Source organism: Pirellula sp. SH-Sr6A, from assembly GCF_001610875.1.
Classification (GTDB): Bacteria; Planctomycetota; Planctomycetia; order Pirellulales; family Pirellulaceae; genus JBKCUI01.
The window spans coordinates 3,790,879-3,803,922 of the sequence record NZ_CP011272.1 but is presented as its reverse complement, the minus strand read 5'-3'; the positions used below and the strand labels follow the sequence as shown (position 1 = coordinate 3,803,922).

6 protein-coding genes are annotated in these 13,044 nt (G+C 51.5%); 3 read left to right on the top strand and 3 right to left on the bottom strand.

What is annotated here, in order from left to right; genetic code table 11:
• Window positions 1-33: 33 nt before the first annotated feature.
• Genes tssH through VN12_RS14545 form a run of 3 tightly spaced genes read left to right on the top strand, consistent with a single transcriptional unit; the run spans window position 34 to window position 5,404 of the window.
• A complete protein-coding gene (gene tssH, locus VN12_RS14555; RefSeq protein WP_146677509.1) occupies window positions 34-2,754 on the top strand; it encodes a type VI secretion system ATPase TssH in 2,721 nt (906 codons plus the stop codon).
• Window positions 2,755-2,786: 32 nt separating this feature from the next.
• On the top strand, window positions 2,787-3,686 hold the full coding sequence (locus VN12_RS14550; protein WP_146677508.1) for a hypothetical protein: 900 nt from the start codon (window positions 2,787-2,789) through the stop codon (window positions 3,684-3,686).
• Window positions 3,687-3,700: 14 nt separating this feature from the next.
• Window positions 3,701-5,404: a type VI secretion system contractile sheath domain-containing protein gene (locus VN12_RS14545; protein ID WP_146677507.1), complete on the top strand. Its 1,704-nt coding sequence runs from the start codon at window positions 3,701-3,703 to the stop codon at window positions 5,402-5,404.
• 290 nt (window positions 5,405-5,694) lie between these two features.
• Here the strand turns inward: VN12_RS14545 and VN12_RS14540 are convergent, their stop codons facing one another.
• From VN12_RS14540 to VN12_RS14530, 3 genes are read right to left on the bottom strand one after another with little or no spacing between them, the layout of a single operon-like run.
• The gene (locus VN12_RS14540) at window positions 5,695-6,315 is read right to left on the bottom strand and encodes a DUF4240 domain-containing protein (protein ID WP_168164419.1); all 621 of its coding nucleotides are present in this window, start codon (window positions 6,313-6,315) and stop codon (window positions 5,695-5,697) included.
• A gap of 37 nt (window positions 6,316-6,352) precedes the next feature.
• Window positions 6,353-9,634, bottom strand: a complete 3,282-nt coding sequence (locus tag VN12_RS14535; protein WP_146677505.1) for a hypothetical protein — start codon at window positions 9,632-9,634, stop codon at window positions 6,353-6,355.
• A gap of 57 nt (window positions 9,635-9,691) precedes the next feature.
• Window positions 9,692-13,009: a hypothetical protein gene (locus tag VN12_RS14530; protein WP_146677504.1), complete on the bottom strand. Its 3,318-nt coding sequence runs from the start codon at window positions 13,007-13,009 to the stop codon at window positions 9,692-9,694.
• Window positions 13,010-13,044 lie beyond the last annotated feature (35 nt).

The following is a 13,044-nucleotide window of genomic DNA, read 5'->3' as shown; positions in this document are numbered from 1 at the left end:
CCATCCAAGTCAAACATCAAACGGAGCGATAGTATGTCGGAAATCAGTCGATCAAAACTATTTGGAAAATTGAATTCACTATGTTTTAAAGCGATCGAAAGCGCGACGACCTTCTGCAAGTTGCGTGGAAACCCTTACGTTGAAGTGGTTCACTGGCTTCATCAACTTCTCCAGCTGCAAGACTCGGATCTGCACAAGATCATTCGCCACTTCGAATTGAATCCGGCGAAGCTTTCCAAGGATTTCACCGATGCGCTGGATCGATTGCCCAGGGGAGCCACCAGTATTTCCGACCTTTCTTCGCACGTTGATGACACGGTCGAACGAGCTTGGATTTATGCGTCGTTGATGTTCAATCAAACATCGATTCGCAGCGGGCATCTGATGCTTGGGATACTAAAAACCGGCTCGCTGCGCAGCGTTCTGCTGAGCATCTCGCGCGAATTTGAAAAAGTGAAAGTCGAGTCCCTTTCCGATGAGTTTGGAAAGATCACGGGAGGCTCGCCAGAAGATCATTTGGGTGGCGAAATGAGTGGCGGTGGCGCAGCGCCGGGTGAAGCGAGCGGCGCTATGCCCGGGGCAAGCCAATCCGCAGAAGCTCTCCAAAAGTTCACGGTCGATCTGACGGAACAAGCTCGCAATGGGAAGATCGATCCGATTGTCGGTAGAGATGATGAGATACGCCAAGTGGTGGATATTCTCATGCGGCGGAGGCAGAACAATCCATTGCTCACCGGGGAAGCCGGAGTGGGCAAGACAGCTGTAGTCGAGGGCTTGGCCTTAAGAATTGCCTCCGGGGACGTTCCCCCGTCGTTGCGCGATGTTTCTCTGCGAACGCTTGACGTCGGACTGCTTCAAGCGGGCGCGAGCATGAAAGGGGAGTTTGAAGAAAGGTTGAAACAAGTTATTGAGGCGGTCCAATCCTCTGAGAAGCCAATCATTCTGTTCATCGACGAAGCCCACACACTGGTTGGGGCGGGAGGTGCCGCAGGGACAGGAGACGCAGCGAACCTGCTGAAACCTGCACTCGCGAGAGGATCGCTCCGTACGGTCGCCGCGACGACTTGGGCCGAATACAAGAAGCACATTGAAAAGGATCCCGCCCTCACCAGGCGTTTCCAGGTGGTTCAAGTCGAAGAGCCATCCGAAGACAAGGCGATCTTGATGATGAGGAAGCTTGCTAGCACGCTCGAGAAACATCACCGCGTCCAGATCTTCGACGAGGCCATCGAAGCTGCCGTTCGACTTTCACATCGCTACATTCCCTCGCGTCAACTGCCGGATAAATCTGTCAGCCTGCTCGATACCGCAGCCGCTCGCGTCGCCGTTAGCCAACACGCGGTGCCCGCTCAAGTCGATGATTGCCGAAGAAAAATCGAGGCCTTGGAAACGGAACTGGAGATCATCGCAAGGGAAAAAGCGGTCGGTGCACCACGCGATGAGCGAGAGCATGTCGTGCGTGAATGGCTCCTGGCCGAGCAAGTCCGTCTGGAGGGACTGGAAGAGCGTTGGCAGTCCGAGAAGAAACTGGTGGATGACATTCTCAAGATCCGCGCGAAGCTGCGCGGAGATTCCGGCAAAGTGGAAGGGACCCATACCAAACTGGAGGAGCAAGCGGACCAAGTCGCCAAAGAAGGAGAAGGGTCCAAACTCAACGATGCCCAACGAGAGAAGCTGCTTTCTATTTTGCAGGACTACCAGCAAAAGCTCGGAGAACTCCAAGGTGAGAATCCATTGATCCTGCCGACGGTGGACGAGCAAGCGGTCGCATCGGTGGTTGCCGATTGGACGGGTATCCCCGTCGGAAGGATGGTGAAGAACGAAATCGAAGCGGTCCTGAAGCTCGGCGAAACGTTGAACAAACGAGTGATCGGACAACGCCACGCACTGGATATGATTGCCAAACGAATCGAAACCACTCGTGCGAAATTGGACAACCCCAACAAGCCGATTGGCGTGTTCATGCTGGCAGGGCCATCGGGGGTAGGGAAGACGGAAACCGCTCTCGCCCTGGCAGAATCCCTTTATGGTGGCGAGCAGAATATCGTCACCATCAATATGAGTGAGTTCCAAGAGGCTCACACGGTCTCCACACTCAAGGGGGCACCTCCAGGATATGTCGGCTATGGAGAAGGAGGTATCTTGACCGAAGCCGTGCGCCGAAAGCCGTACAGCGTGGTTCTGTTGGACGAAGTCGAGAAAGCTCACAGCGATGTCCACGAGATCTTCTTCCAAGTTTTCGACAAAGGGATCATGGAGGATGGTGAGGGGCGATTGATCGACTTCAAGAACACGTTGATCCTTTTGACGACCAACGTGGGAAGCGACTTGATCATGAACCTTTGCAAAGATCCGGATCTGATGCCTTCCCCCGAAGGAATCGCCAAGGCTCTCCGCGAACCGCTTCTCCAAGTTTTCCCAGCAGCCCTCTTAGGCCGGATCGTTACGATCCCGTACTATCCTCTCAGCGATGACATGGTTGCTAACATCTGCAAACTGCAGCTTCGTCGAATCGAAAGCCGAATCGTGGAGAATCACAAAGTGCCGTTCGAATACTCGGAAGACGTGGTTCGATTGATTGTCGAGCGATGCACCGAGTTGGAGAGTGGCGGTCGGATGATCGATGCGATCTTGACCAACACGATGCTTCCATCTATTAGCCGCGAGATGCTTTCGCGACTGATGAACGGTCAGAAAGTCTCGCGAGTGAATGTCGAAGTACAGAACGGTGAGCTTTCGTATCTATTCGATTGATCGATTCGATCAGCATCTTTGGGGAGATCAACATGGCAAAAGGGGAATCGATTGAGTTGAAGGAAAAGTGGCTCGATTTGAACACTCTTCCTTACTCGAACGGAATCAGCGCGGAATTGGTGCGCGAGGTGGTCACCTGGGCACCCATCAAGCTAACGGTCGAACTCAGTTTGCCGTCGGGCAAGAGCGCTGAGGGATTCGATCCTCAGCGCAATCCAGCATTGCAAAGGTTTCGAGAGCGTTGGAAGAAGGATGTTGGCGAATCGCTCAGCGCCCTTGTCCGTTTTCGCAATGACGATCGAGACGGGGATGACGAAGCCTTCAAAAAAGCGGATTCGGAACTCAAGCGGTTGAATAGCTTGATCGAGGACTCCTTTGGGGAGTTTCGGCAGGTTCTGCGCGAGGCTGTCGCGGAGTATGTAAACAGCAACGGGGGATCGAAGCTCAAGGCTAACGATTTGATGACGATCGGTTCCAACAGCTTTCGGGCCTTGAAGATTCTCCCCGGCGTTTTTGAAAATCAGACCTCTACTCCTTCCGAGTTACTCGACATCACGAAGGCTCTCAACCGTAAGAAATGGCAATATTGCGGAGTAGCTTGGAAGTCAGGCGTCGCGGTGCTCACGATCCGGATGAAGAAGCCTTTTAAAGAGTCGGAACTGAAAGAGCTACGAGAATCGATGCCGGAAGGAACGAACCGGGGCGCGCATATGATCTCCGGTCGCATCCGAGCTTGGTCGGCTACGAAAGTCGCCTTTGAATTCCCAGAACAGCCGAAGCTTCCCAAGCGGAAGACATTGGCCTCTGCATTGAAGGAGCAGTCTGGAAAGGCAGTGGTTGTCGAAAAACCATTCGGTCTGTGGGTACCAGATTCGGATGAGGACAAGTCCAAGAGCAACAAGAAAAAACCGACTAGCAAAGAAGATCGATAGCGGAAACGGAAAACATGGAATACCAAGTTCATTTTGGGACCTTGAATAGTCAACAAGCCCCTGCGCGCGATACCAAAAAATTCAGAATCGCGCTGTTGGGTGATTTTTCCGCCCGAGGAAATCGAAACGAGATTTCTGTCGGAGGGGAACTTGCTCAACGAAAGGTGCATTTCGTCCAGCATGACAATTTGGACGAGATCCTGCAGCGCCTCGATGTGACACTGCAGCTCCCTGCGGGTCCGAGTGGCGCCATGATCGAGGTTCCGATTCGGAGCCTCGACGATTTTCATCCGGATCAGCTATACACCAATGTTCCCATCTTCGAGAAGTTGCTAGGGCTTCGTGCCAAACTCCTCGACCCTGCGAGCTTTGACAAGGCAGCCTCAGCCGTTCGAGCATTGGCGTTGCCCCCAGGAACGGTCTTGCCAAAGAAAACCAAATCGACGAGTTGCCATATTCCTCGCACACGATTTGAAGACTTCTCGCAGCTGCTCTCGGCGGCACCGACAAAGCAAGAGCCGGGGGAGCTTAAAACACTTTTACGAGACATCGTCGGGACGCACGTTGTTTCAAGTATGACCGGAAAGGATGAGCTGGTCGCAGCCGTGGATCAAGCGTTATCGGGGTTGATGCGAACGTTGCTGCATCATCCCGATTTTCAGGCGTTGGAGTCCCTCTGGAGATCCTTGGATCTATTGGTCCATCGCGTGGAGTTGGATGAAGGGATTGAGATTGCACTGCATGACGTGCATGCTGCAGAGTTTGCGGCCGATCTTTCGATCAGTACCGAGCTTGCAGAAACCGGGATGTACCAGTGGCTGGTGGAACAGCCAGCGATGCAGGTCCATCATGGTGCTTATGCAGTGGTCGTTGCGAATTATCAGTGGGAGAAGATTCCACCGCACATCGATTTGCTTGCGAGGGCGAGCAAGGTATCTGCCGCGGCTGGTGCATCCTTCCTAACGTCCTTGGATCGGGCGAGTTTAAAAGGAAAAGGGGATGAAGAGCACCCCTTGGTCAAGCAAGCATGGAATGACTTGAGAGAGTTGCCGGAGGCGGCGTACTTGGGGGTTATCTCGCCTCGGTTTCTGCTTCGTTGGCCATATGGGAAGAAGACCGATCCGATTGAATCGTTCGCGTTTGAAGAGTTTTCGAGCCAAGCAGGATTGCAATCGATGCTGTGGGGCCATTCGACCTATTTGGCGGCGATCGCCCTCTCGCATACCTTTACCACCGATGGTTTGGCAGCGATGAAGCCGGAGAACTGCTTGACGATTGACGATCTTCCGTTTTATTACTTTCAAGACCGATACGGAGATCAGATTGCATTGCCGTGCACCGAGGTGTTGGTCAATGTAGCGCTGTCGCAGCAGTTAGTAAATCAAGGGATCATACCGGCATTGTCGATGCAAGGCCGACCGGAGGTACGTTTGGGTGGATTGCACTCGGTGCAAGGCAAACCTCTCGCAGGGCCTTGGAATCCCGTAGACATCGCTGGGATTACCCCCGTCGCATCGGTCCGCGTCGTGGAAACGCCAATGGCCTCGGAACCGGTGAAACCAGTTCAGGAGGTCGCAGCAGCGCCAGCAGCTTCCACGGGCACCGACGAGCTCGATGATTTGCTCGCAGCGCTCGATGCCGGGGACACTGCGAAGGCCGACACGGCAGCCGCCACCGGCATCGACCCAGAACTCGATGCGTTGCTAGCGGATTTGTAGCACCTGGGTAAGAATACACCCACACCAGTCGCTGCAGCATTGCACTGGACGACCTAAAGTGGATGGGACTGCACAGACGGGCTGACTTCCTTCTCGCGCGGGATAGAACGAGCGAGAATAGCGGAAGTCTATATCTTTTGGCTTGCTCCCTTAGCGAGCTTCGCGCCTCAGCGAGAAATCTCCCACGACTGTTCTCCCTCTCCAAGGCGCCACGGCGCAAAGGGAAGAGCAGTCATCGATGTAGGTTATCACGACCGCATGAGGAGCAGTTTTAGGCACCTAACACGTTATCAGTCGGTGACGCCGTAAGGATTTTCTTCGTCGGATACATCCGTGGAGAGGGGAGCGAAGGGATCCTCTTCTGTCTGGGAATCAACTGTCGATGCGCCGGGCTCTGGCAAGAGCCCGAAGTCGCTAGCTAGTTTTGGAAGACGGTTTGGCAAATCGACTCGCTTAAATTCCTCTCCGTCCGGAAACTCCTTCTCGACCGGGAGGTTGGAAGTTGGGAACTCCTCCATCGTCACCTCCTCGTAAACATCGGGAGCAAGTCTCCCCAGTTCAAAGAAGTAGACTTCTTCCGGTACCAAATCGAGTTCAGCGATCGAATCCATATCCGCTAATATCGCTTGCATCTGTTGTTCCCCTCGCGACACGATCCAGAAGCGGAATCCATCGACGTCCAAGCGATCGCAATTGTCACCGAATACGATCGCTGCAGCGGCGACAGCGTCCCAGTGAAATGTTTTGTGAAACTCGGTCATCAATTGAGTTTGAAAACCCAAAATCTCCTCGGGCGCCAGCTCCGCGAGTTGATCTCGGATAGAAAGAAAAAATGACTCACGGTCCTTCCCTTCGTTATCTTCGGAGAGTCTAGCGGTATCGATGATCTTCCAAAATTCAGATGCGTTCATAGTTGACATTTTCTAAGCGATAAGAGTTCGTGCATTCCTACTTGGCAAATTTCGGGAATTGTAAAATCTCGTCTTGAGCAGCCGCCACTTCCTTCAACAGGGCTTCGCGGCAGCTTGTCGCGTCAGCAATGAGACATCGCACGATATCTGCGGTTAGGGCCATGTTGGACTCGTCGTCCGGCGCCTTGAGTGCTCGTTCGCACTTTCGAACGCCTGTAGCTAGCGAGTGACGGAAAAAATCAACATGGGTAACAATCTTCGGCGTGGTGGCCGTGTTATCCTGCAGCGACTTTAACAAGTCCGCCGCAATGCCTTTTGTAAGGATAGTGTCATAAAGCTCGGTCGGTGTTCTGCCTTCAGGAGAACCGAATTTAGGAATCGCAACCGCGATCGCTGAAACACATGCTTCCCCAGAAGAAACAATGTTTTCAAAGCCCTTTTTCTGTGAAGTGAGGATACTCTGCTGGATGGTGATTTTTGACTTGGTCTCGTTGACGTATTTCCGAGCCACACTCGCTAGCTCATTGAGGTAGCTTTGAAATTGTTCAAACGGCAAATCTTGCACCGTTAGTGGTTTGAAAGCGGAAAGCGCCTCTTCGAGTTTCTCAAGATTCGATATATGGGTATTCCAGCTCGGCAGAAACTCCTCCCATTGCGATGGCTTGAAGATCTTCGCGAGATCGCTTTTGGCGATTTCCTCGGAGGATAGTTCCACCTCGCGCATCGCAGAATCGATAGCGATTGTCTTCTCCGTTTTCCATCTTCCTGATTCAGGATTCTCGAGGTGTGCGGCCATTTCTTTGTTCTTAATCCAAACCGCGAGCGTTAGCGGCTCGCCGACGTCGGGCGCAAATCGGGACAGAACACCTTCCACCTTGATATCGTCGGAGAACTTTGCCTCTAGATACAACACGACCTTGTCGACGTTCGAAGACTCTTGGGCCAATACAATGTCATTGAGTCCAATCTGTCGCAATGCTTCTCGAGCGATCGGATCCTCCATCTCGATCGCACCATAGGCAATTCCATATTTTGCCAAGGTTGGATTCGTGCGGAAGGTTTTCAAGATGTGATTTCGATCGCGAGGGTTGTCGATCGCCTTTTTGTACATCTCCCAAGCTTTCGCAGTCTTTTTATCTTCGAACTTCTTCTTGAGCAGGTCCTTTGATTGTTTGAACGCATCGAGGGAGGAGCTAACGGCGCGCCCCACTACCCCAACCACCGCGCCTGTACCCATCGCACCGCTCGCGATATCGCCGATCGCAGCGGCCGACAAGCTAACCGCTTGCCCAAAAGCGATCGCAGCTTCGATCGTGTCATTGGTCAAGTGTCGCTTCAATTCGTCGACTTCGGCCAACAGCGTTGCGACTTGTGGGCTGCCCGCTTTCCGCGCGTCGGAAACCAAATTGACAAAGTTCATCAAATCGAAACTTCGTTCTGCTGCTGCTACCACGTTCATCGCGAACGCCTTGGCCTTGAGAGGACCACCCAACTGCGGGATGAATGTCGTAATGACAGCGCCTGCGGAATCAAAAATCAGATTGAAGATCTCGAGTGTCGCTCTATCCTTTTCAATCTGGGCAATCAGTGCATCGATCGAATACAACTCATCGATGAATTCCGTATCGCCATCATCGGCGCCCACGGACATATTGAACGCTGCCGCTAATTGCTTACCGAACAGCTCGCGCCCTTCGGCTAACTCTTGGTCGGATGCCTCGGCACCTTTCTCCAATGCTTTCTGTTCGACCTTTTTGGTTAGCTCCGTCATGATAGCGCCGTCATCGCTGACGACACCTTCAAAGATCTTGTCGAGGCCATCGAGCATCTTGGATTGCTTGTCCTCGAGCTCCGATAGTTTCTTTTCCCATTTCTTATAGTCTTCGGAATCCTCCTCAAGACCAACCATCTGATCCTTGATCTGTTGCCGCTCTGCTTTGAGGGTCGTATTGTCGAGCGAATTCCGGATGGATAGCTTGATGGCCTTCTCGGTAATCTGAGCAAGCAGCTTTTTCACCGCTTGCATATCGACGGGCTGTTGATTCAGCAGATAGACAAGCTGCCCGGACCGGTACGCACCTTGAAGTGCCGAGCTTGCGCTGTTGGCGATCGCAGTAATTTTCTTGTTCTCGGTCGCGTCTCCAATGCAACTAAGCGCAGCCCCTACGGCATCGGCCAACATATCAAATGCGCTGTCGTATTCGCGTTGAATGAACTTCTTTCCTAAGAGCCCCAAACTGACACAGCCGTTGAATGCGGTCTTCGCGAGAGACCCAATACTCTTGCCCTTGTCACCGCCGATCGAGGCCTCGAGAACGGATCCTAGGATCTCTGCCACTCCCGCGCCTGCCGTTTGAAAATCGGCCTCCATTTGCAGCAATGCGGAAGTCGACTTGATCGCTGATTGAGAACACTTGGTCGCAATGGCGACGATCTTCTGAGCATTCCCGCCAACTCCAACGACCGATAAAACAATATCTGCAGCTCCTGCTCCGATACCGAGCACCGTAGAAAGATCGTCCAGATGATCTCGGACGTTTTCGTGCTTATCAATTGGCTTTCGTGCCGTCGCCTCAAGCCGCTTGTTGTAGAGGGTGCTCGCTCCGCGAAACAATTGCAACACGCGGGAAAATTCATCCGGGCACTGTGGCTCGCTAATCAGTCCTTCCCGAACCATTGGCGTCCAAAGTTCGTTCATCAGTTCCTGAGGTGAGAAATCGATCTCTTCGTCATTCTGAAGCTTCTGCGTCAATAATGTAAGTTGATCGATTACCTCCTGAATGGCCTTTGACTGCTGTGGAGAAGGACCTTCAATAACTCGATTCTTATAGTGTTCGGGATCGAACGATTTCTCGCTCTTTTTTTCTTTCGACGAAACGGTCTTTGAACCGAAGAGGATCTCCTTTCCTCCCACCTCAATCCGGCGTTTCACTTGCATATCGTAGTCCATCGACGCGCGAATTTCTTCTTTCTGAAGTTCGATCAAGTTTCGAACTTCTTGAAGACGCTTGTCTTTCTTTTCCGCTCCCTCTCGAAACTTTGTAGCCGCGTCAGAGATCGACGGGATTCCATAGCGAGCAAGAATTGCTTTCTTATCGGTTATTTCGAAATCGATTCCGAATCCGTCGTCGGAGTCTGGGGCATCGGCGACTTCCTTTTGAAGTGCTTCGAGATCGATGGGATTTCCGTCGTCATCTTTCGCGATAAAGCCACAATCCGGGGTGAACAGAATCTGTCCACCCACGATCTGGCATAGCCAAGCCTTCTTCGAATCACTGAGAACTTTTTTGCTGTTCGTTTTCTGAGCTACGTCTGACATTATGTACTTCCTCAATTACTGTTTCTTGAACCGAATGCGCATGGAGTCCTGCCTCGCCTACCCGACTCCTCTCTCCACATTCAAGTTGATGTCGTTAATCGCTCTCATCAGTTCCACAGCATTGACAAAGCCGTTTTCCTTTTGCCAAGGATTAGGTTGAAAAAAGATCCTGTTATTGACCGGGTTCTTCTGGATAAAATCTTGATACCGTCGAGATATGACCAACAAGCTTTCGCGATATTTCTTCTTGTTCGCTAGATCCTTTTCTTTCGCTGCTTTGTCTTTTGGCGCGGGGGCTTGCAGAACGAGCAGCCCTCTTTCAAAGGCTTGTGCATCGAAATCGGACAGGACACGCGTCACGACCTGGTCGTCGAACTTAGATTGCACGTTGCGGCCTTGTTCTGGAGTGAACTCGTCGGTCGCCTCCGCGAATGACTGCGAAATGGCGTTTGATAGGTTGCCAAGGGAGCCTTCGAGCGTTTCAATTCCTTTCCGCCATCGTGCATTCAATTGACTGAGATTCTCTTGCCCACGGCCGGTGACTTGACTTCCTTGTGGATTTCTAGCCAGGCCCTTCATCATCCTGCTAGCCAATTCCATTCGCTTCGCGGCTTCCGCGAGATTCTTGTTCTTAAATGCCGTCTTTGCAGACTTCGCCGCATCTACATAACGTTTGAATTCAACTTGATCCACCTCGGAAGACTTCGACGCGATCGATTTCGCCTTTTCAAACTCGCTTAATGCAATGTCATATCGCCCTCGCAAGCCAGCGTTTTCGCTTTGCAGCTTCTGTTGAAGCTCCTCACCCTTCTTGTCTTGATCGATAAAGTCTTTGAACAAACCATTCGCGGTATCTTCAATGGCCCAATCAATCTCTTTATTGATTTCATCGAGAAGCCGGATTAGTTGGTCGAATCGCTCTTTGCTATCTGCAGCAATGGCCCCTCCCTGAACTTCGGTAAGACGCCCATACAATTCCAGATTGAGACCGGAGATCGTTTTTCCGGATGCCTCTTTGATCTTCTTGCACAACTCACCCATGATCCGTTCACGGATGGTTGCGATTTTCTGAACGCATAGCTTCTTGCTACCCTTCAACGCTTCGTACTTATCAAAGACCTCTCTTTTTACTTCCGACTCCAGATCCATAATCGTCTTGGACCATGTTGCAAACGTTCGAGCCATCGAGCCGGCTCCATCGTTGCGAAGCTCCTGGAGCGTCGCAGCTACGATCCCTTGCTTTCCACCGTAAACCTCAGCACCCTTCCTCATCGTGGCCAAAAGCTCCTTCTCAGCCAGCCGTTTGAGCATGGACTGCAACTGATCCTTCAGCAGGTTATATTGAATAAAGCTATCCTGTGGGATGAGGATATTCATTCCGGTGTCTTTGAGCAGATTCTTGCACTGATCTTTCAGAATCGCGATGCGGGCAATGGCTTCATTCATCGCGGATTTATTGTCTGTTTTTGCGATCGCTTGAAATCCCTTTAATTCTTCATTCGCAGTCGCATGCCATGTTTCTTCTCTCAAAGTCGTCAACCGGCTTGCTTTGAGCCAAGTGCCAAGCAAATCGAGTTCTCCCATCAATGTCTTTCGAATTTCATTGATTTGCTCAGTGGCCGTTACTGTTAAGTCGGTCGCGTCCAAGATAACTTGCTGTACGAGATCCCAATGGCGTTTCTGTGTTTTGGACTGTTCGTCATAGATCAAATCATTCTCGAGGATGAAATCATTCTCGCGTCGCTGCAGCCACAGCGAAGCATCTGCAAAAATCTTCGTCCATTCCGTTTCTTTCGTCGTGTCGATCGTGGGATCGGCATGCATCGCCAAGTAATCTCTAGCGAGCTTTTTCGCTTGCTCCAACCCCATGCTCAATTGCTCGACGAGAGGCTTGATGCTCCGATTCTTTTTATAGGCTTCCTCGAGATTCTGGACGGTTGTCGGATCGGAAAGGGATGCGATTTGCTTTTGCAAATCAGTCAATTTGTCTTTGGCTGCTTGGATCGCTTTTGATATTTCGTCGACAGTTGGAATGGAACTCTTCGCGAATGGAATCAGAACAAGCTCGTTGTGGAGGTCGGAGACGACCTGGCTAATTCCGTCGACGAAACCTACCGCAAACTTCTGGGCATCGCCCGTCACACCATTGGCAAGCTGGGTCACCGTAGACGCCAGCTTCTGAACCTCTAGCTGACCGGCGATAAAGCGATTGCCCGCATCCAAACATGGCTGTACTTCTTCGATCGCTTGATTCAATAAAGACACCGCTTTCGCATAATCCTTTGTCTGCTCACCTACGGCGACAGCGTTTGCCAAATTACCCAGACCGATGATACGATATTGAGGTGGTGCTAGACCCTCCAGTTGCGACTTTAAGGTCGCGTAGTCATTCTCGCGAAATTGGGTCCAGAGATCGTAATTTTTCTGAGCGGGCCCCAAAAGAAGCTTCAACTTGCCGAGCTCTGTCGCATTGATTTTGTTTCCAGCAAGGCTCCAGTTCTTTTCCCCGGCACCGTTCACTCCTGCAACATAACCCGCTAGTAGAGGCTGCAATTTATCAACTGGCACCACCGTCTCCGCGACGGCCATTAACCTTCGGTACTCTTCAATCGATGCGTCGTATAGCTCTTTGCCATTTTTATGAGCCTGTTTTACGGATTCCGCAGCGTTCACTGCATTGCTAATCGATTGCAGATGCCCATCCGCATCCTTCTTTGTGAGAACCGTCGTCCAGTCCAACTTTGCGAATTCGTTTAACTTTTTGCCAACCTCGCCCGCTGACGTGGGGTCAAAGTTTTTGGCAAAGGACTCGTGCAGCTTCCTGAGCAACACCAACTTCTTCCCGAATTCCTTCCTAGCCTTTAATATCTCTTCGCCCTCTGGTAATTGCTTGATCTTCGCATTGGCAATTTTCACAGACGATTCTTTGTTCTTAACCGTCGTATCAATCTTTCCTTGGAGCGCCTTTAACTCCTTTGCTTTGGATACAATTTCCTCATATTTCTTTTTCATGTTCGCAGAAGCATTTTCACGGTCTTTACTAAAGAACTTGCCTGCCTCCTTCTGTTCTTCGAACTGGCGGTATTCGCGGCGCAATACTTCGAGATCAAAGGCCAAGCCCATGAATTCGCTGCTGTAGCCATCCAGAATGGACTTTAACGACTCGTCGAAGCCGGCGAAGGATTTCAAATCATCGAGGCCATCCACTGTCTTTTGAATGGATGACTCCATTTCCGAGCTATCGGTAAACCCAATACCGAGCCCCAAGACCTTGCGACAGTGTATACACCAGTTCTTCGCGATCTCGACGGTACCCTTCTTCTGGAACTGTTCCTTCTGGGTCTTCTCAACGGATTGGGGGGTTCCAACTGACATCGTATCCTCAGGTAATGGATGGCTAAAACTAGGAA

Bases quoted from the DNA above. Each gene is read 5' to 3' on its own strand.
- VN12_RS14545 (WP_146677507.1), top strand. From the start codon at position 3,701: ATGGAATACCAAGTTCATTTTGGGACCTTGAATAGTCAACAAGCCCCT.
- VN12_RS14530 (WP_146677504.1), bottom strand. From the start codon at position 13,009: ATGTCAGTTGGAACCCCCCAATCCGTTGAGAAGACCCAGAAGGAACAG.
- VN12_RS14540 (WP_168164419.1), bottom strand. From the start codon at position 6,315: ATGAACGCATCTGAATTTTGGAAGATCATCGATACCGCTAGACTCTCC.
- VN12_RS14535 (WP_146677505.1), bottom strand. From the start codon at position 9,634: ATGTCAGACGTAGCTCAGAAAACGAACAGCAAAAAAGTTCTCAGTGAT.
- VN12_RS14550 (WP_146677508.1), top strand. From the start codon at position 2,787: ATGGCAAAAGGGGAATCGATTGAGTTGAAGGAAAAGTGGCTCGATTTG.
- tssH (WP_146677509.1), top strand. From the start codon at position 34: ATGTCGGAAATCAGTCGATCAAAACTATTTGGAAAATTGAATTCACTA.